Below are 18,992 nucleotides of genomic sequence, written 5' to 3'. Positions count from 1 at the left end.
TCGCAACATCACGCTCGTTCTCTTATGAACTGCTATACGTCACCGCATAGATTAGACTATATCTTCAACTACTTGAGTTGCTCCCCGTTTCGAGTGTCGTTTGCTTACACCCTACGTCTCTCGACTAGTCGTTGCACGTTCCTTAATTAAAAGGCTTCGCTCAGTATTGTCTCATTTGAGAGTTCCACTGAATTAAAGGAGTTTTTCATTGTATGTCGCCATACAAGGGAACTATAATCTAATTCCAGGTACCTGTATCAACACCAGCCTCCATAATCGCTTGTACTTCTTCAGCATTGTAACCCGCTCGTGTTAGCTGCCCACCATATTCAGCAATAATGTCTAATTGCTCAGGAGGAAAGCCAATTTTCAACAGACGATTCGTTAGCCCTAAAGCCGTATCACTAGTTATCCCTAATTCATTACCAATTTCATTCGCTTCTTGAATTAACTCAGTAAAATCTATACCTGCATAAGCACTTGCAATGGCTCCTGCTCCTTTTACAATGGAAGCATTAGCTTTATCACTGACAGTTTGATTTAACGCCCATTGTCTACGTGTACCCTCCAGTGCTTCCTCTACATCAACACCATAGGCTTCTACACCACGAACCGCTTCTTCTACCGATTTTTTAGAGGATGCTGGAACTTCAAAAGAAACGTCAATTTTTGTTTTTAATTTAGAAGTATCAAGCGCTTGCTCAATAGCTCCTGAAATACCACCACCAGCCATTAATCCACCAAGAATATTTTCTAAACCGATATCTAATTCTTTAAAACTGTGCGATGCTCTTTCTGCTTCCCGTGAAAGGTCTCTCAAATCATTTCGAACTTGTTGTAATGAGTTCCCATCATCTATAGAATGAAGAGATCGCTGTAATTTCTCAATATCTGCTTCTGAACCTAACGCTTCACGACCGATGATTTGAATCGCTTGTTCTAACTGCCTAGCGGTCGCTGTACCGTTTCGTATTGCGTTTGTAAGGTTATTCCCTAATGCATTTGCAAAATGGTCTACGCTCGTTTCAGTCGCATCAAAAAATGTTTTTAATTGTTTTGTTGCGTTTTCTTGTTCCTGCAAACTTCTATTCGTCGCACTTAATTGATTCTGCAACTGCTGTTCTGCTGTACGAGCTTGTATAAGCTGCGTTTCATATCTTTGGATTTCACTAGCGTTTTCGCCATACTTCTGTTTGGCTTGATCTAACTGTATTTGATAGTTTTGTACTTTACTAGCTGCAACAGTATGTTGCTCTCCAAGGTTATCTATTTTTAAACGTAACTTCTCTACTTCTGAAGCATTCTCACCAAGCGTTGCTTTTTGTAATTCGTATTGAGCATTCAACTTAGAAAGAGAAGATTGCAACTGCTCTTCCTGTCCTTTTAGCTCTTTTAGTTTTTGAGCCGCTTTAGCTGTTTCACTTGTTCTTTCCTGTTCAGCATCTCTCGCCTGTTTTAAGCTTTCAGAAGTTTGTTTAATACTATTCGCTAACTGTTGTTCTATTATTTGTTGACTTCGTAATTTTGACTCTAGTTTTGCTACAACAGTAGAATTTTCTCCGTACAATTCTTTAGCACGTTGTAAATGTTCCGCCGTTGCTTGCGTCGCCCTTTGTGCAACTGCATACTGTTGGGAAAGGTTTTGAAGCTTTGCTTGTAGTTTTTCTGAATCAGTAGCATTTAACTTCATCTGCTCTTCTTGTAATTTCATTTCTTGACGAAGTTTTTTAGTTTCCTGATTCATGCCCTTCATAGCATCATTAAAATCTTTATTTTGCGCTTTAAATATAACTTCAACTTCCGAATTATTTCTTGCCATTATCTCACCTACCTTTACTTGGGATTGTTACGCCATGCTTCAAACGCTGTAATCCCTGCGTAAATACGCTCAACAGACGAAATTGGCTCATGCCAAAAAGTCTCTGGATCTATTCCAGAAACTAGACAATACAAGACGTATTTATCTTCCACACATTCAATTTTAATGTCTGGATTTTTTACTTTTTTTCACCGTTACCGCCGCTATTTGTACTTTTTTTCAGTGCTGCGGCAAATTGATTTGGATCTTGACTAATTACATCAACAACCAGCTTCGTATATAGTTCCATAGATTCTGCTAATGAATCATGATACTTCTGTAAGAAATCATCAAATGTTAACTTTTCTTTTGGGTTTGCGCCTTTAAACGCCATATAAATCACTTTATGAATACTTGTTTGATCGATTTGTTCTAAAGCTGATAAATCTTTATTATCCTCATTTCTTAATCCATCTAATGCTTGGAATTTCACGATATCAGCAATAATTGAACTAGTAATAAGCCCTTCTTCTTGCCCTTTTTTCAAAGCGTAATTGGTTAAAAACGCCGGATAGTTCTGTTTATTAATAAAACGTTTTTCATACTCACCTTCTACTTCTACAAATTCGACTTCTTTTAATGTTATTTTTTGTACTTTCATCTGCTATTTCCTCACTTTCATTTTCTTCTCATTTAAATCCAAAAGAAAAAGCCCTGTATGAAACTAGGGCTTTAAGCTGAAGTTGTTCCTTTAACAAGAGCTGAATTAAATTGTGTATGCCATTTTTGAGCAACTGTCGCATCTGCTAATTCATCCACAAACGCCTCATAGAAGAAATTCTTTAAATCATCTGGTAAGGCTGTAAATTCCAATTCCATCATTGCTAATTCTTCCTCACCATTCGCAATAGCAAATTTAAAACCAGTGGAGTTTGAGCAATTCGGAAACGCAATAAGTTTTACAACATCTTGATACTCATCTACTACATCAGCCGTAAATACAAAATCATATCCCTTTGAATCACTACCGAACGCCCATACACCCGGCTTTAATCCAGTTGTATTAAAACCAAAATAATCTCTTGCTACTTTAACAGGAATATGCGCTGAAACAGTTACTTTAAGTTCCGTGGTTTTCGATTTCTTTTTCAACGTCACGCCACCACATGTTTTTTTCATTTCCTTGTTTTCTGGTTCCCCTTCAATTGATCCTACACATCCAAATTTCGTTCCTGGCTCTTGCGTTCCTTTCTTCTTAAATTGAATACTTGCATTCGCAATCGACACGGAATCAAATTCTTCAATTACTTTAACCATTTAAAATTCCTCCTCCAATACTTTATCTACACCTTTGTGTAGTTCTGCTAAAATTCTTGGTCTAGCGTTTACAATCCCACGCTCCGCAAATCGTTGTTCTAAGGGATTATGTGAACCTCTTCCTTCGTTCGGAAATACTAGATAACCAAACGATCCTTTTTTATTAGCTGCCCCACCACGGGCTAATATCCTAAAACCTAAATCCATCTTTTCGCTTTTGGACCAGTTGCTATCTTTGGCATGGGTTTTATTTCGAACACTCCATTTAGAACGAGATACCGGAATAAGCTTTGTAATCTCTTCTATTGCAATTCGTATACCTTCCGTGTGGAGAATGGTATTGATTGTAGGTTCCATCTTATTTGGTAATAACCGCATTTTTTCTTCAAGCTTTTCTATCGCTTCATAATCAAGCTCAAATGCACTCAATTGGAATCACCCTCTTAAACGTAAAAACAACACGATCAATAAAACGATCTGTATCTTTCACTTGAAGACGATCGCTTTTAGAAACTACAAAGGATACCATTTTCACCTTGCCAACCCACGAAATAATATCAATGACCTGCTCATCTAAATTCGATTGATTTTCCGATAAATAACTAACATATATGCTTTGAGAAATTGTACGATCATTAGAAGACGGTTGAAACTCACCATATTCCAAAATAAAACAGTTGTATCCCTCTTCTGTTAATTGCGATTCCTCATCTTCTGCTAGTTCATCCTCAACAACTAAAAGCTTAAATCCGTCTTCAAGAGCTTTTTTAATACCACTTCTCTGCTCCTTCATAAGCTTTTTAGATTTTTCATTCACGAGATTTCACCGCCTGCTGCAAATAAAAGAAAAGGTATTGTTTGTTAGAATCATGATCCGCTTTAATCACGTCATATTCGATTCCATCCATTAATACCTTAAGTTTATTTTTATTTATCTTTCTAAAAGAAGGTGGATACAGTGTTTTAACTTTTAAATCTAATCCCGTTGTTAAAACGCCCACCATTTTGTAATCACTGTCCCGTAAAGACATCACTTTATAGGCAAGCTTTCCTTCTTCACGAAACTTCTCACCTATTCTTTTCCCCTCTTCTGAACGCTCTGTTTTTTTATATCCATATTGTAGAAACCCGTCATTTAAGGCCTCTCTATACGATTTTTGAACCATTGATTACACCAACTTTTCCTAAAGCCACATCTAAAATAAGCCTGGATAATTCATTTTTATAATTCTTTTCAAACTCATCACCTGCATTGTTATAAACATACCGACACCGTTCTAACAGCAAATCTTTCGGTATTACCTCTTTTGAAAAATCAAAAGACGCATTTGTTAACCCTGACAAATACGCCTCTCCTTTTTCTAAAAGTTTTATTAAACTAGCATCCTCTTCATTCCAGGTGATTTTAAGAACATCTTTTAGTTCATTCAAAAGCTCATCCATTCGCATCACCTTCTAATAAAGTGATTAGTTCAGCCTTTGTTGCATTAGACTTGTATTCAATACCACTTTGATCTAATAAAGACTGAATCTCTACCTTCGTTAATGCTGAATAATTCCTCTCTTCAACAGGAGAGGATGGATTAGGGCGTTGTAGTGCCTTCTTTCACTTCTAGCGCTGTAATGTCAAATACAGTGAACGAATCAGGATCTAACGGACGACCATTTGCAAGTTGACGAACTAGATATAAACGTTGATCTTCAATTAAACGGATTGTATCGTCTGACTCTAAACGTTGTTCTGAAGCAACTCCCATAAAGTAATCTTTCGGTTTACCAGAGATCATTGTATTTAATGGGACGGCTGGCGACTGGACCATCGTTAAACCTGGCACTCCAAAATTATCATATGTCCAAGTACCATCATCTTTACGTTTTGCACCAATCGGGAAAAATTTTGTTGCATAATCCAAAGGATTCACAATAAGCGTTACCCCTGTATAGCGTTTCGTTCCTCCTTTAGTAGTAGGAGCTAAGATTTTTTTACCGATTGTTACAGGAGTAAAGTCTTCTAAAACAACTTTCTTTTTATCTGGATAAATACCATCTGTTACTGATCCTTTTAAATCTTTGATCATACCAATTGGTTGTTTTTTCCCTGTCCCCATAACAATAACTTTTTCTAATTCTTCTGCTACAACTTCTTTCATAAATGCACGCACATACTTATCTAACCACTCAGGACCTAGTTCAAACATAGCTTTACATACAACTAAAAACCCGCTAAGTTTGTACATTCCTTCTTCAATTGTTTCAAAACCTTCGTCAATCATTTCTCTAATTGAGTCACATACATCACCCCAAAACGCTGTCGTAGTGCCCTCTTTTCTAACAACCCATTGTGTCTTTGCTCCTACGGTTTGGAAATTAACAAGAGAAAGTAATGGATGTTCCTTTTCTAAATCTTCAAAAACTCGTTCGAAAACAGTGGGCGGCATCAATTGATGTGTTTCGCTAAATGATTTAACTTCAATTGCTGCATTATAAAATTTCTTTTCTTCATTTGTTAAAACACGCACACCGCGAGAGGCCAACACTTGAGCATCCCAATTTTCATTTTTGGCTTGTTGTGCTTCATTAATTACATCGTTCATCATATCCTGAAAATGCTGCATATTGTTCTCCATATTTGCAACAATACGTGCCGCTACCGCTTGTGCATCACCTGTTTCAAGCGCCTCTTTTACATTATTAATTTGTTGATCTTTATTTTCGATTACCGGACGATCTAAATTTTTAATAGTCATCTTATTCCCTCCTGTTTTTAAGACAATAAAAAAAGCACTGCTTTACGCGCGCTTAAATTTGTTAAGTATATTTTCAGTTGAACCTGCTGCTACTGGTTCATTCTGCTGTTTATTTTTATTTCGGAATTTCTGAAGTACATTATTTTTAAATTCCTCTGGATCTACCACATCGTCATCTTCTACATGTTCATTTACTTTATGAGCTAATCCAATCTCTACTGCCTCATTGGCGGTAAACCATGTTTCATTCGCAATCATTGTCTCAATTTCTGAACGTTCCCCTTGATAACGGGTCATATAAATATCCGCAAGCGATTTGTCAATTCCCTCAAGAGCATTCAATGTCTTACGAATATCTAATTTTGTCCCCCACGTCCATGTAGAAGCTTCATGAATCATTAACATAGAACCTGTATTCATAATTAATTCGTCTGCTGCCATCGCAATAATAGATGCGGCGCTTGCTGCCAGTCCATCTACGTTAATGATGATTTTTGCCGGATGGTTTTTAAGTTGATTATAAATCGCAATCCCATCAAATACATCCCCACCAGGACTATTCAGATTGATATTAATAACATTTGCTGAAGTAGCTTTCAATGTTCTTTCAATATCAACTGCGGATGTAGAATCACTCCACCATGATTCACCAATATCACCATAAATCGTTATGTCCAGCGAATCAGCTTTTGTTTCTGCTTTAAAGGCATGTTGGACATTAGCTAGATGATTATACTGTTCATTTTTGTAACGTCTCATTCTTTTCACCTCCCTCCAATGAATCAGCTTCTTGATAATTCTTTGTAACAAAGCGCTTGTTTGCCCATTTTTCTTCAATCGGCTCTCTACCAAGAATAATTAAGATGTCATTAATAGATAAACCACCGATTGCAAAGAGCTTATCTAATGCTGTTGCTAGTTTCGTAATATCTACAACCTTAATTTTTGTTGTATCAATCTTTAAATATGTGCGGTCTATATATTCTTTTTTGCTGTACATCTTCCGGTTAAATTCATCTTGGATCAATTCAGCAATTGGATTAATGCAAAAAGCTAAGAACGAATCTAATTGCTTTTCAATGTCCGCTACATCACCTTTTAAAATTCCTATTGGGACATGAAAAGCAACTGCTACATAGTTAAATATGTCATTGATCAAATCACTAATATCACGGCTCGTACTGTTATTTGCTACACCGTTTTTACTATCACTCATGTCTTCAATTGTATAGCCATCTTGTAATTGAAAAGCTGAACCCACTTTATCAGCATTAAACCAATTTTTTAACTGCCCCTCGAACATTTCATCGATTGCTGCCTGCGTTTCTGGATCTTGCGGCCTTAAAAAATCACCTTTGATTAACAAACGTTTATTATTCTTTCTTTTATAATAATCAATTGAAGATGCAAGCAATTTTCCAAAACTACTATACATTCCATCTATAATTTGCATAATATTACGATCATTGAGTTTAAAGTGAAACACTTCTGATTCATTAAATGATTTGTCAAAAGTAAGCTCACCAACAGTTATGTCCTTGTATATATTTTCTTTTAATGCAAACTTATTAACATTAAAAGAATCTGCAATGTACAATTGCTTATTTTGCATAATAACTACACATTCATTTTCCATGATTAAATGATTTACCAAACTATGCATAAATTCCGATGCATTTTGATTTTGATTTGGTTGCACGTTTAATAAATAGTGATTTTCACCACGTTTTTCTTTCCCTTTTTCAAAAGTTTGAAATTCACACCTTGTTAAAGCATTTGCAATTAAATCTATACAACTTTCTACAGCAAGCTTTTTATAGAAATAGTCAACTCCTAACTCATAAAAACATGAATCTAAAGTCAGAGTCTTCTTGCTTCCAAAAAAACCTCTTACCCAATCTCTTAATCCCACATTCTCACCACCTTTTATACACTAAATGATTTAAATATCTTTCTAACATTTTCTTTTGTTAAAGTATTTGCCTCTTTTAACTCACCGTCACAATTAAGTGCATGTAAAAAAGCGAAAAAACCATCTGTTTTTCGCTTCTCTTTATCAACCTTTTTATATTCAATATTGCCATTCATTTTTTCTTCTTTATAGACATTTCCAACATACCAACGCATTAACGGATCATCACCAAAAATAATAGTATGTTTGATAAAAACTTCTTCTACAAGTGGAGCAAGCTTACTATGCGTCGCTGGACCACGACGAACAATTTCAATTTCAAAGCCAGCCTCTTCAAGCGATTCTTTTAAAATAGCTGAACGATATAAATCCATACTGACTTTTTTTATACGGTATTCTTTATTCATCATTACGAACCAATCTCGTACATGTTCCGCACTAATTGATTTGTCATAAACAACAGTAAGTAATCCCTTTTCAATTGCAATTCGAATGATATCTGGATTAATATCTTGCAACTTAGGCGCTGTATGATGCATAAACGTATGCTGCTTCCAATATCGTTTCCCATCTTTTTTAAATAAGATTCCAACTGAACAGAAATCACGAATTTGCGCGAAGTCAACTGCTCCAATACATTCTATCCCTTGGACATTTTCAGGGAATGGTTGATTTGTTGCTAATCGTTCATCATAAGTAGCAACTTCTTTCCTTGTATCTTCAACAGGTAAATTCATTCTTTTCGTCATGAACTCAATTCGTAATGCGCTATTCCGTTTCATATCGTGGTATTCTTTGCGCATTTTATGCTGTAAATTTTCGTTATACCTATATGAAGGATTAGCTTTTTCCCACATAGACTCATCATGAACTTCTTGTTCATTATCAAGTTTGCATATAAAAGGAAATAGTGTGGAGTCTGGTAATTCTTTATTTAATACCATTTGAGCTTCTTCTTTCATATCATCTAGCACTCCACCACGGACATTTCCATCGGTTGTAATATAAAAAATCCTTGGGTCTTTCTTTTTACCTAAACCAGATGTAAAAACTTTAATATTGGAATAATCTTCATACTCATGTAACTCATCAAATATAACAGCTCCACTTCTCTTACCATCTTTTGTACGAGCATTTGATGTGTTAAATTCAAACTTTGATTTTGTTTTTAAATGTTTTATAAGTATTTTTGATTTGTAAAAAACCTTTTTTAACTTCCTCGCGAATTTTGGTGCTTCTAAAATATCGTAAACATCTTGAAATGATGTCTTAGCTTGATCTTCGGATGTTGCTACAATGTCTATATCATAATTTTTAATCCCATGGTGTCCACTCATCATATAAAAGCTGTCATAACTTATATATCCGTTTTTACCTGCACCACGTCCAAGTAATAGCAAATACCTATCAAACATAAGACGCCCATCTGCATAACGTACACCGTAAAAAAATGCATTACAAAACCTTTGCCAAGCAAAAAGTGAAAAAGGAAAATAAGGGGCTGGCTTCTCCACTGATTTTTCAATAGCTTCCGCATCAATTACCACATCCGATTGATCTAACTTCCAACGAAGAAACTTCATAAGTAGCTTTTGTTCTTCACAACTTTGAATTTCTCCTCTCTCAACCATCCGCATATACTCATCGATGTAAGGATGATAATTATATGTAGTTGGATTTCTAGATATCGTCATCATCATCATTACCTTCATATACTGATTCTTTCAAACCAAGCACTTTTAATAATTCTGTCATGCGCTTGTTTGTCTCACGAAATTCTTTTGTAGCTGGATTCGCTTTGACCCCTTTTTGACTCTCGCTATTTTTCCATTCAATCATTGGTCCATTCTTTTTCATTTCTCTTGCTAATTTATTTTTTGCATCAAACATCGTCATGTAGTCATCAACAAGATCAATGTAGTGCATGCCATGCAAATCACTGTTTTCCAATTGTTGTAATAAATCTTGCTTTATCTGTGCTTTTTTTGATAGTTTCCGCACAAGTACCCCCCCTCTTACTTTTTAATTCGCAAAAATGTTTTAACCGCTCTCCTCCCCCCGTTGAATGGTCCTCCTACTAAAAGCCAAACTTTTTGACCGGGGGGTGTTTAAGAAACTAATTCAAAATAAGTTTCAATAAAATCCAAAATAAAAAAGACTTCTTCACTAGAAATCTTTAGAATGTCTGTTGTGAATATTAAGTTCTCCACTTCTTGTAATCTTTCTCTCACATCAGTAAGTTTAAGACGTTTGCACTTTCTTGGATTTACGCAATCTCTTATCTGACAATAACGCCAATAAGAATACTTTCTGAACTGAGTGAGCATGTCACGTTCATATGAAGTACGTTCATCCTTACCAGTATCAGCATATTGAGTCATTAAATCGGTATCGAATGTCCAACTACCATCCACAATTATCATAGCTACCACCGTTCCTCATTAACAAACTTAGGTAACTTCTTCTCGTTCTTATCTAATCGATCATGCACTTCATTATGACATCGAATACATAAGCATTGTAAGTTATCTAAGTCCATTGCTAAGTACGGATGTGTCTTCACTTCTTTAAGGTGATGCACATTCTCAGCAGCTTTATATTTACCTTTCGACTTACACATTTGACACTCGTGATTATCACGCTGTAAAGCCTTGAGTCTTAGTGCTCTCCATTCTTTAGACTTATAGAACTTCATAAGCTTACCTTCTCTTATGAGCTTAATATAGTCCATCGTTAACACACCGTCCTTGCTCTTATACATCTAGGCTTACGATCTATAATCTGTGACTTCATTACTTTATGTTTAACGTATCCATATACTTTCGGTTGCGGTTGTTCTAGCTTATACTCCATATACTTTACTGTAAGTTCTTCAATTTGTTCCCAGTAATCTGAAACAAACTGAACAATTCTCTTATACACTTCAGTTGCTAACTTAATAAAGGCTTCCTGAAGTAATTCAATATCAATCTTCATTACCTCACCCCTTACCTTTCTCTAACAAATCATCCATCAACTTATTGATTACACTTGTTATAGCTTCTTCTTTCTCTTCAAGTGTTGTATTCGCTTGTAATTCATCTAACACTTTGATTACATCTGGCAATCGCTCTAATCCAACATACTGTTTTATTTTCTTTCTACTACGAAAAGCACGAAGGATTATTCCGATAACTATTCCCTTTTCAATCTTGTTCAATTCCATTCCTTCCCCCCTTATTACCCTCTATCAAATTATCCATCGACTTATTGATTATGCTTGTTATAAACCAAAAATAAAAACACCCAAAGGGTGCTTTTATTTTGGTAATTCAATTAATGCTTCAAAGAACTCTGTAGTATCCATTACAGTTACCCTTTGACTAATATCACCAATATTTAATATGCAATGGTCTTCAATAAATTTACCCGTGATAACAAACCGATATTCTTTTTGATACTCAAAATATTTATCTTTCCAAAATAACATATCTGGTTGAGACTCTTTAAACGCTTTCTCCCTTTCAATATAACCTATATTATTATCTATATATTTTACAGGTCCATATTCCCCACTTAACCCTAGGTTACTTAACTCTACATCCACTCTATCCATTAAACCCTTTGGAAGACGCACTGCCTTTTTACCAAAGTCATCTAATAACTTATTTTTTTGTTGTTCGTTCAATATAATTTTTACATATACCGCTAAATCTGTTTCATTAACCACTTCAAAATCTGAGGCTCTAAAGATTGTACAACAAAACACAGGCATTTTCTTTACATCTCTATACCTCCTCACCTCAGTAAACTGCTGGGCATTAATAACATGCTTTCCATTAATAACAAGCTGAGTATCCTGCTGCTTTCTCACAAGAGCACCTTCATATTTATCTCCTTGCCCTTTGTTTTTTTTCTTCTTCTCCAAGTCTATAAAAAAACCAAGATTCTTCATATAAAATTTACCTTCTAGTAAATCTTTAAGATACTTTTCTTCTAAAAACTTAATTAAAAAATAGCTATCTTTATATTTTTTTATATCACTCAGCTTTTTCAAAACCAGCCAATCCCCCTAATCATTTGGTAAAATATACAACTAATTATACTATCAAAACAACGTTTACCGATAAATAATTAGGATACTTAATAAATTAAAATAAAACATCCAAATAGATGCTTTTAGTTGCAATTATTAACTAATACTTCAATTGCGGTAAATGAAGTTTTAACCTTCTTCCAATTACCTAATATCAATACATTCATTTCAACATTCTTAAGTAACTGGAAGAAGAGCAAAAGCTCTCCCTAACAACGGTACCATTCAATCATTACCATCTGCTGGTTTCGGATTTTATGTGCCATCATTATGAAACCGTTTAGACAACATATAGATTATAAAGGAACATTATGAGTTGTGTTTTCCGTCACTTCTCACAATACAAATATATCATGTTAAAAACCAAAACGTGTCCGTAAATCGTTCGCAAATAGTCCGCAGATAGTTCACAAATAGTTCGCGTTTTTTATTTTTGTATTTTTTCACATCGTTTTTCAGCCTCTTTTCGCATAGTTTTGAATAAATATGTTCTTTAATCCTTGAAAATGAATTAGCTATAATCTGGATTGTGTTAAATTCACCTATTCCGTTTCACCTTAGATATATCAATCTTTTTCGTATTTTATAAAAATGAATTTGACACTTTTCTTTTGTAGCTAATTCCGAAAAAGTAAGCGTACACACAAACTTTACTCAATTTTAATTACGTTTATATAAATCCAAATTATCTACACAATAAAAAGAGGATTGAATAAAATTATAAACCTTTTATTCAATCCTCTTCCTTTATCTTCATGATTAAATTTTTTTAAAAGAAATAACCGTTCCTTTTCCTTTGTTTTCATCTAGATATCCTACAGGTAAATTTACTATAGCCTCTATATCTGATTGACATAATCTAACTTCCTCACAAATTTGCTTCTTCGTCTTAACGTGATTATCTATAATTAAATCAATTGCTTCTTTTAATAATAATGGTGATTCACTTTGTAATAAATCATCATACGGCTCTTGAGTTCTCCAACCTTTTTTCGCTATTTGCTTCCACAAATAACTTGCTTGATAATCATTTATTATATTTAACTCTCTTGAACGATATATCATAGCTTGTATAGAAATCTGCCATCTTTTTTTTAAAAGTAAGTAATAATCCAATGTATGACTAATAAGTTCCTCTGAAAAGGATTTAGCAGGCATTAAAAACGAAGATGCAAAATAGTTAGCTTCATCCTCCATACGCTTATAAACTTCTTTTTTATTAAAGTCTTCTTTTTTTACATGTTTGTGTAATAGATAATGTCCTAATTCATGCGCTAATGTAAACTTTATTCTTGAAGGAGTAGACCTTTCATTACCAACAAGTATAAAAAGTTTATTTCCAATCCACCTAGAGCAGGCATCTATTGCAAAGTCCTCAGATTTTATCAGACTTACTACTATTCCATGCTTTTCAAATAAATGTGTAATATCTGAAATCGGCCCCTCATTTAAATCCCATTGCCTTCTTAATTCTGATGCTATATTTTCAATATCATTAAAATCTGTAGGCATAAAATGTTCTTGATGGTTTATATTCGTTTCTGGAAGATCAGATTTTGGAAATTCTAATATTGTCTCCAAATAATCAAATATACTTATTAGCCATGAAATCTTGATTTCGTGAATTCTTTTTAACTTTGCTGTTGCGTTAGCTTTACTTCTAAAATACACGATTTCTTTTTCTATTTGCCTATATCCATCTTCAAAGAAGTAATCATATGGAAGATTTAATATATTCATGATGCTTAATAGAACTTCAGCAGGCGGTATTGATTTACCATTTTCATATTTGGAGAGAGCTTGATGAGTCCTCAACCCAATTTTCTCTGATAGTTCTCTTATTGTTAATCCTCTTGATTCGCGGCCCTCTTTTAACTTATCAGGACAAAAGGATCTATTTACGTTAATTCTTACCCCCATTTTCGTGCACTCCTTGGGCAAAATTTTTAAATCTAACTAATTGTTCTCTTGAAATTTCATTCTTCTGTTTATCTTCTTCCGATGTGCCAACTAGATGTAATTCTTTAGTAAGATCAATACAACTAAACCATTTTCCGCTTCCATCAGGAACTCCTAAATTTACAAAAGCAACTCTTCTATTAATTTGATGGTGTGTAAGCTCTAAATAACCAGGTTCCTCAATAATTTCTTGTTTATCAAAATTAATATAATACTGATTGTCTCTTTGTAATAGAGATCTGTACATCGCTTTTCTCGCCGTCTTATCTTTACTTTGTACTCTATTTATTGTAATAACTACATTTTCTGTTTGCAGTTCGACATGATAAGCTGATTTGTTTTTATTAGGTACTATTTGAGTTGTAATGTCCTTAAGTATGCCCTTATTTGCTGCTTCATATAAGGTAAACTGAGCAGCTATATTGTCAAGATATCCTATATGTTTTTTTCCTAAATCCCATTGAAAAAAAGAAATATCTTTTATCGAAGCATCCACTAATTCATAGGCCTGCTGAATCAATGGGACAATTTGTCTCCTAACTCCCTTAGATATCTCTTTATCAATAAATTTCTTCACATCGATTGGCACACCGATATCCATAATAAGCAACACCTCATTTTAAATTTAAGGTTCTACCCTTTGCAACCATTTTACCCTTTTTAGTTATTTTTGGCAACTAAATAACCTAAATATTAAGAATACAAATTACCAATTAAATTTATCATTATATTTTAAATTTTCTCTGATAATCATTTAATGTATCTTGTTCAATCCCTATATATCTTAAAGTCTCTTTCTGATCTGTATGATTTAACATCTTTTGTAAAGCAACTACATCTTTAAATTGCTTATAATGATGATACCCATATGTTTTTCTAAGTGAATGAGTCCCTATACGTTCTAACCCAAATTCTTCTGCAGCTTGATTTAATATTAAATAAGCCATAGCACGAGTAATTGGCTTATTCTTTCCACTTCTACTCTTAATCAAATATTCATTCTTCGGCTTTCCTTCCGTATAGTTCCTTATAGCTCTCTTCAATTCTGAAGGCATCTTCACATCTTTAATCTTCCTTGTTTTCTTTTCACGTATCACAATATTCCAGCCCTCTACATCACGAACACGTAAACGTAATATGTCCGATATTCTGAATCCTGTATTAATACCAAGAAGAAACAGAATGTAGTTCCTCTCATTCTGCTGCTTATAGAATTCTTTTATTTCTCGTATTATTTCTTTATCTCGAATTGGCTGTACAATGTTCATACACTTTGCCCCTCTTTTTGTTTACGTGTTTTTATAAATACCTCTTTCTTTAGATTGAAAGCTAAACGTAATATCGCACGTCCTTTCAATTTATAATACTTTGTTTTACCTATACCTAAATCCATCCAGATATCTGGATCATATCCAATATCATCTTCCATATAAAATTTCACAATTACCTCACGTTCATCATCCCTTAAGCGATTCACAGCATCATATAACCAATTCATAAATTTGTTTCTTTCTTGTTCATACTCTATTCTTTCAATTGCAATATTTTCAGTTGAACTATTAAACTCGTTTGTAGTTGATGGAGGAACAATAGAATATGATGGTGTCACTTTTGGCAGCATATCACATGGCATTGTTGCTAAATATGTACGATACTCGTTGAATACTTTTTCAATTTCTTGTTTTGTTCTTTTTCCATCCACGATTGGCATTTTAAATGATAATTGTTTATTCATATTTAATTCCTCCATTGTTATTATTTTTGTCTTACTGCTCCACGTCTGCGTTCATAACGTGGTCCATGAACTCCCATTAACTCTTCAATTTCACGAGTGCTAAATTTCTCTTTTCTTTTTTTCTTTTTTGCTTGATTCGATTGCTTTTTCCATTCACGTAACTGATCCTTTAATCCCTTCATTTCTCCATCTCCCTTTTCAAAATAAAAAGGACACCTATTCCTAAAACAGCTTGAATTGCTGCTTTAATGAATTGGTGTCCTCTAGTTTTCTAGCCGGACTATATTCTGTTTGTTTTACTTTAAAAGGATTATTTTGTTCAATTAACCTACTATTTCTCCAAATAAAATACTCGCTGAATAGCCCTAACATCCTTTACATGCTACTTATCAAGAAGGATTTATAATGTAATTGAATACCTTCTGATTCACATATACCAAACTTTCCTTCTATTCAAAAAAACTCCAACAGTCACAATATCTTATATTTTTAATCCCTATATAAAAGCTAGACATATAAATCAAGAGAAGCGCTTTTTCAGATAAATATATATTCATTAAAATTGAAACCCACCTTAGTTTAAGCTGGATTTCATATTTCGTGTTCCAAATTTGTTTATTAACAGAATCCGCATTTAAAGCAACAGTGCAAACTATCCCCGCCCATTTTTTTGCATGCGCTATAACAAGGATCATTTTGCCATGGGAATCCTGCTGTTGGCGCTATTGGACTTAAGCCGTAAGGTGTGGTAGGAACTGAAGGTGTATATGTCATATGTGCTGGGCATGATATATACCAAGGTCTGGTTTTATACTGTTGACAGGGTACCTTACATTCATATGGATACCCTCCTGCATTTTGACAATCTATCATACATTGTTCATAGGTATAAGGAACATGAATACATTGCTGACGATACAAAACAATCACTCCTCATCATAACTTTACTTTTCTCGACATTATATTTAGCTATATATTTTTTTGAAAATTGTCCATACATAATTGGATAATTGTCTAACATACATATTAAAGCTTAGGATGGACAGAAAATGAAGATACTAACAAGCTAGAACCAAAAAATGATTCTTTTTCTTTTGATAAATATCAATATTATTATTTAACAGAGCTTATGTGAAAGCTCTAAAATACATAGCCCTTACAATTGGATGAATTGTATTATTTTTAATGTTGTATTCATCATTCTTTTTTTACACATTATAGAGCCGAACAGTTAGATACTTTAGCTAGCTGTTTTGTTACGTTTATTGAAATTTTTATTTAGCTTTCTTGCATAACATTTTCGCTTCTGCTCATACTATAGTTGTAACCTTTTGTTACAGTGTATTGTGGTACCGTCATTGTTGGATGATAAAGCAGTTAGCTTTTGCTATCTGCTCTTTATATGGACTTTATTTAGTATTTCAACTTTTCATTTTCTCGAATAAACTCCAATTTTCCGGTAACACTAAGTACAAACTACTTTTTCCCCAAAGCAGTTCCTTTTAGCAGTGCTTGTGGGAAGCAGTTAGCTTTTGCTAGCTGCTTTTTGTACTGAGTTAATACAATCTTGTTCTTATTTCTTTTTTTACACCATATACTTCTAACCTAGAGCCAGCTCAAAGTGTTACCTCCTATCTTAAAGAGCACTGATGCATGGTGCTCTTTTTTAGTTTCCTTATTTCTACAAAATGAAATTTTTATTTAGTTTTCTTTCATGCATACTATTTTGTGATTTGTTTATACTATAGTTGTAACTTTTTGTTACAACTCATAATATGTATGCTTAGTAGGACTCCTCAGTGCATTACAATGGAGCGGCTAGCTAGATTAGCTAGCTGCTTTGTTATGTAAAATGAAGTTTTTATTTGGTTTTCTTTTTTGCATAATATTTTCGATTCTGCTCATACTATGTTTGTAACTCGCAATTACAAAAGCATCATTTGATAAGCACCGTTTTCTTTTCTTACCAGGACAGCTAGCTAATCACGCTAGCTGTTTTATTGTATAAAATAGTGTTTTTGTTGGGTTTTCTTTCATTTCCGAATAATTTTTTCAATCCTGTTCATACTATTTTTGTAACTCTTAGTTACAAATTACTTCTGTAAGCGAGCATTTCTTTTGTACAGCAAGCAGTTAGTTTTATTAACTAGCTGCTTTGTTGTGCTTAATGAAATTTTTATTTAGCTTTCTTGCATAACTTTTTAGATTCTGCTCATACTATAGTTGTAACCTTTAGTTACAATGTATTGTGGGTATTGTTCTTCTTGGACGATAAAGCAGTTAGTTCATTGAGCTAGCTGCTTTGTCATTTACTAAGTACAAAATAGCATTTTTGTTTAAAATAATGCTCCCATCCATTTGGACGCATTTACCAATATTTTTACCAAAAAATTCATGATATGGTTATTTAGTCGAGTACGTCATTACTTGACAATTACCCTTAGAAGCCCCGTGAATAAACGGGGTTTCTTTTATTAACATTCGAGTTTCAATATATGTCTGTAAAAATAATCAGTTAAGTGTTAAAATTCCATAGATAATCTTTAGGGAGTTTTCATATAATTAAACAAGAGTTTAAAAATTCTCGAATCTTAGCCCCTTGGAGCGCCCTTCAAGGGGCTAAACAATTTAAAATAACGATTTTATCTAAATTCATTCACTAACCTCATACTTTGACATACAATAATAGTGCCTTTCTATATAATGTGAGCTCGTCACTGTCGTTATAATGAGGTATAAGGAGCGCTCTCGATTAGCGCTCTTTTTATTTAAATAAAGATTTTGTTATAAAATTTCACCTATCTAAAAAACATACATACAATATCTTGGGTATCCTTTTTCAACATTAGTTTTGGTCAGAGCGCCTTCCTCTCAAGGCGCTCTTTAATTTCTAAATAACATTTTTAGGTAATTACGAGAGCGGATTTTATTATGTTGTACAAGCACTACTTCACTTTATTAAATAGACTATATAGATATCTAAAAGAAGGGAGCTTTAAATTCATATGGCTGATTACTTTTATAAAGATGGTAAAAAATATTATAAAAACCAATCACATTCCAACAATCAAAAAAACAACTGTTTTATTGAAACTCATACGATAGCTGGTTTTGCAGAAAATGCAAATGGAAATATACCTGTGTCTGTTTTCCTTCAAACCACCGCTCCACAAACTGTATTTGAGGATTTTACAAACAATCATAATAAAACATTAATTCAGTTATTCGTTGTCGGTATGAGTGCACCCGTTCAAGTAACTATTCTAACAAGAAGATCTAGCGTACCAATTACTACTACATTACAACCTGTTCAAACAAAAATATTTCAAGTTGAAGATTTTCAAAGTCTTACTCTTACAAAGCAGGAAGGTTCTAATAGTGAAGTTAGTTTATTTGTTCAAAAAACATTTTGTATATGCTGTAACGATAATAACGATTCATGTGATGAA

Annotated in this window: 23 protein-coding genes and 1 pseudogene; 1 reads left to right on the top strand and 23 read right to left on the bottom strand. The window is 33.7% G+C overall.

Annotation, left to right across the window (positions count from 1 at the left end; all coding sequences use genetic code 11):
• Positions 1-238 precede the first annotated feature (238 nt).
• The 23 genes and pseudogenes from ACYFX0_RS29565 to ACYFX0_RS29455 all read right to left on the bottom strand — a co-directional run bounded on the left by ACYFX0_RS29565 (position 239) and on the right by ACYFX0_RS29455 (position 15,725).
• A complete protein-coding gene (locus ACYFX0_RS29565) occupies positions 239-1,819 on the bottom strand; it encodes a hypothetical protein (RefSeq protein ID WP_460272035.1) in 1,581 nt (526 codons plus the stop codon).
• Between the two features lie 178 nt (positions 1,820-1,997).
• Positions 1,998-2,459 (bottom strand): hypothetical protein, encoded by a 462-nt coding sequence (locus tag ACYFX0_RS29560; RefSeq protein WP_000867964.1) that lies wholly within the window; start codon positions 2,457-2,459, stop codon positions 1,998-2,000.
• A 71-nt stretch (positions 2,460-2,530) separates the two neighbouring features.
• Positions 2,531-3,115: a hypothetical protein gene (locus ACYFX0_RS29555; RefSeq protein ID WP_000241450.1), complete on the bottom strand. Its 585-nt coding sequence runs from the start codon at positions 3,113-3,115 to the stop codon at positions 2,531-2,533.
• Positions 3,116-3,544, bottom strand: a complete 429-nt coding sequence (locus ACYFX0_RS29550) for a hypothetical protein (RefSeq protein ID WP_088350543.1) — start codon at positions 3,542-3,544, stop codon at positions 3,116-3,118.
• Complete coding sequence (locus tag ACYFX0_RS29545) at positions 3,531-3,932, bottom strand: hypothetical protein (protein ID WP_001003327.1); 402 nt, start codon at positions 3,930-3,932, stop codon at positions 3,531-3,533. Before ACYFX0_RS29545 ends, ACYFX0_RS29550 begins: the two co-directional genes overlap by 14 nt.
• Positions 3,925-4,281, bottom strand: a complete 357-nt coding sequence (locus tag ACYFX0_RS29540; RefSeq protein WP_088350544.1) for a phage head closure protein — start codon at positions 4,279-4,281, stop codon at positions 3,925-3,927. Before ACYFX0_RS29540 ends, ACYFX0_RS29545 begins: the two co-directional genes overlap by 8 nt.
• Complete coding sequence (locus ACYFX0_RS29535; RefSeq protein WP_098506485.1) at positions 4,262-4,558, bottom strand: hypothetical protein; 297 nt, start codon at positions 4,556-4,558, stop codon at positions 4,262-4,264. The genes ACYFX0_RS29540 and ACYFX0_RS29535 overlap by 20 nt, the downstream gene beginning before the upstream one ends.
• Positions 4,551-4,661, bottom strand: a pseudogene (locus tag ACYFX0_RS29530) (hypothetical protein); the annotation flags it as partial. The pseudogene ACYFX0_RS29530 and the gene ACYFX0_RS29535, both read right to left, overlap by 8 nt.
• Positions 4,662-4,698: 37 nt before the next feature.
• Positions 4,699-5,862 (bottom strand): phage major capsid protein, encoded by a 1,164-nt coding sequence (locus tag ACYFX0_RS29525; RefSeq protein WP_109140635.1) that lies wholly within the window; start codon positions 5,860-5,862, stop codon positions 4,699-4,701.
• 42 nt (positions 5,863-5,904) lie between these two features.
• Entirely contained in the window at positions 5,905-6,621 is a 717-nt protein-coding gene (locus tag ACYFX0_RS29520) for a head maturation protease, ClpP-related (RefSeq protein ID WP_176399940.1), read from the bottom strand.
• Positions 6,602-7,774 (bottom strand): phage portal protein, encoded by a 1,173-nt coding sequence (locus ACYFX0_RS29515; protein WP_088350547.1) that lies wholly within the window; start codon positions 7,772-7,774, stop codon positions 6,602-6,604. Before ACYFX0_RS29515 ends, ACYFX0_RS29520 begins: the two co-directional genes overlap by 20 nt.
• 14 nt (positions 7,775-7,788) lie before the next feature.
• A complete protein-coding gene (locus tag ACYFX0_RS29510; RefSeq protein ID WP_088350548.1) occupies positions 7,789-9,471 on the bottom strand; it encodes a terminase TerL endonuclease subunit in 1,683 nt (560 codons plus the stop codon).
• Positions 9,455-9,775: a P27 family phage terminase small subunit gene (locus ACYFX0_RS29505; protein ID WP_088350549.1), complete on the bottom strand. Its 321-nt coding sequence runs from the start codon at positions 9,773-9,775 to the stop codon at positions 9,455-9,457. Before ACYFX0_RS29505 ends, ACYFX0_RS29510 begins: the two co-directional genes overlap by 17 nt.
• 107 nt (positions 9,776-9,882) lie before the next feature.
• A complete protein-coding gene (locus ACYFX0_RS29500) occupies positions 9,883-10,197 on the bottom strand; it encodes a helix-turn-helix domain-containing protein (RefSeq protein ID WP_086398281.1) in 315 nt (104 codons plus the stop codon).
• Between the two features lie 2 nt (positions 10,198-10,199).
• On the bottom strand, positions 10,200-10,469 hold the full coding sequence (locus ACYFX0_RS29495) for an HNH endonuclease (RefSeq protein WP_240519821.1): 270 nt from the start codon (positions 10,467-10,469) through the stop codon (positions 10,200-10,202).
• Between the two features lie 38 nt (positions 10,470-10,507).
• Positions 10,508-10,750, bottom strand: coding sequence for a hypothetical protein (locus tag ACYFX0_RS29490; protein WP_086398280.1), 243 nt, complete (start codon positions 10,748-10,750; stop codon positions 10,508-10,510).
• Positions 10,751-10,754: 4 nt separating this feature from the next.
• Positions 10,755-10,979, bottom strand: coding sequence for a hypothetical protein (locus tag ACYFX0_RS29485; protein ID WP_063264043.1), 225 nt, complete (start codon positions 10,977-10,979; stop codon positions 10,755-10,757).
• Between the two features lie 93 nt (positions 10,980-11,072).
• Positions 11,073-11,810: a hypothetical protein gene (locus ACYFX0_RS29480; protein WP_086398279.1), complete on the bottom strand. Its 738-nt coding sequence runs from the start codon at positions 11,808-11,810 to the stop codon at positions 11,073-11,075.
• Positions 11,811-12,608: 798 nt separating this feature from the next.
• On the bottom strand, positions 12,609-13,769 hold the full coding sequence (locus ACYFX0_RS29475; RefSeq protein ID WP_000538961.1) for a helix-turn-helix domain-containing protein: 1,161 nt from the start codon (positions 13,767-13,769) through the stop codon (positions 12,609-12,611).
• Positions 13,753-14,409 (bottom strand): hypothetical protein, encoded by a 657-nt coding sequence (locus ACYFX0_RS29470; RefSeq protein ID WP_000351126.1) that lies wholly within the window; start codon positions 14,407-14,409, stop codon positions 13,753-13,755. The genes ACYFX0_RS29475 and ACYFX0_RS29470 overlap by 17 nt, the downstream gene beginning before the upstream one ends.
• 124 nt (positions 14,410-14,533) lie before the next feature.
• The gene (locus ACYFX0_RS29465) at positions 14,534-15,076 is read right to left on the bottom strand and encodes a tyrosine-type recombinase/integrase (RefSeq protein WP_242315335.1); all 543 of its coding nucleotides are present in this window, start codon (positions 15,074-15,076) and stop codon (positions 14,534-14,536) included.
• A complete protein-coding gene (locus ACYFX0_RS29460) occupies positions 15,073-15,543 on the bottom strand; it encodes an ArpU family phage packaging/lysis transcriptional regulator (RefSeq protein ID WP_001041474.1) in 471 nt (156 codons plus the stop codon). The genes ACYFX0_RS29465 and ACYFX0_RS29460 overlap by 4 nt, the downstream gene beginning before the upstream one ends.
• Positions 15,544-15,563: 20 nt before the next feature.
• Positions 15,564-15,725, bottom strand: coding sequence for a hypothetical protein (locus ACYFX0_RS29455; RefSeq protein WP_086396578.1), 162 nt, complete (start codon positions 15,723-15,725; stop codon positions 15,564-15,566).
• Positions 15,726-18,548: 2,823 nt separating this feature from the next.
• Between ACYFX0_RS29455 and ACYFX0_RS29450 the strand changes: the two genes are divergently transcribed.
• Positions 18,549-18,992 (top strand): exosporium protein D (locus ACYFX0_RS29450; RefSeq protein ID WP_460272034.1); only part of this gene is annotated, 444 nt, incomplete at its 3' end.

Source organism: Bacillus sp. NEAU-Y102, assembly GCF_054788175.1.
This window is presented reverse-complemented; position numbering and strand designations above follow the sequence as displayed.

Excerpts from the sequence above, each read along its gene's own strand:
- ACYFX0_RS29565 (WP_460272035.1), bottom strand. The coding sequence starts at position 1,819 with ATGGCAAGAAATAATTCGGAAGTTGAAGTTATATTTAAAGCGCAAAAT.
- ACYFX0_RS29560 (WP_000867964.1), bottom strand. The coding sequence starts at position 2,459 with ATGAAAGTACAAAAAATAACATTAAAAGAAGTCGAATTTGTAGAAGTA.
- ACYFX0_RS29555 (WP_000241450.1), bottom strand. The coding sequence starts at position 3,115 with ATGGTTAAAGTAATTGAAGAATTTGATTCCGTGTCGATTGCGAATGCA.
- ACYFX0_RS29540 (WP_088350544.1), bottom strand. The coding sequence starts at position 4,281 with ATGGTTCAAAAATCGTATAGAGAGGCCTTAAATGACGGGTTTCTACAA.
- ACYFX0_RS29535 (WP_098506485.1), bottom strand. The coding sequence starts at position 4,558 with ATGGATGAGCTTTTGAATGAACTAAAAGATGTTCTTAAAATCACCTGG.
- ACYFX0_RS29525 (WP_109140635.1), bottom strand. The coding sequence starts at position 5,862 with ATGACTATTAAAAATTTAGATCGTCCGGTAATCGAAAATAAAGATCAA.
- ACYFX0_RS29520 (WP_176399940.1), bottom strand. The coding sequence starts at position 6,621 with ATGAGACGTTACAAAAATGAACAGTATAATCATCTAGCTAATGTCCAA.
- ACYFX0_RS29510 (WP_088350548.1), bottom strand. The coding sequence starts at position 9,471 with ATGATGACGATATCTAGAAATCCAACTACATATAATTATCATCCTTAC.
- ACYFX0_RS29500 (WP_086398281.1), bottom strand. The coding sequence starts at position 10,197 with ATGATAATTGTGGATGGTAGTTGGACATTCGATACCGATTTAATGACT.
- ACYFX0_RS29495 (WP_240519821.1), bottom strand. The coding sequence starts at position 10,469 with ATGAAGTTCTATAAGTCTAAAGAATGGAGAGCACTAAGACTCAAGGCT.
- ACYFX0_RS29490 (WP_086398280.1), bottom strand. The coding sequence starts at position 10,750 with ATGAAGATTGATATTGAATTACTTCAGGAAGCCTTTATTAAGTTAGCA.
- ACYFX0_RS29485 (WP_063264043.1), bottom strand. The coding sequence starts at position 10,979 with ATGGAATTGAACAAGATTGAAAAGGGAATAGTTATCGGAATAATCCTT.
- ACYFX0_RS29475 (WP_000538961.1), bottom strand. The coding sequence starts at position 13,769 with ATGGGGGTAAGAATTAACGTAAATAGATCCTTTTGTCCTGATAAGTTA.
- ACYFX0_RS29470 (WP_000351126.1), bottom strand. The coding sequence starts at position 14,409 with ATGGATATCGGTGTGCCAATCGATGTGAAGAAATTTATTGATAAAGAG.
- ACYFX0_RS29465 (WP_242315335.1), bottom strand. The coding sequence starts at position 15,076 with ATGAACATTGTACAGCCAATTCGAGATAAAGAAATAATACGAGAAATA.
- ACYFX0_RS29460 (WP_001041474.1), bottom strand. The coding sequence starts at position 15,543 with ATGAATAAACAATTATCATTTAAAATGCCAATCGTGGATGGAAAAAGA.
- ACYFX0_RS29455 (WP_086396578.1), bottom strand. The coding sequence starts at position 15,725 with ATGAAGGGATTAAAGGATCAGTTACGTGAATGGAAAAAGCAATCGAAT.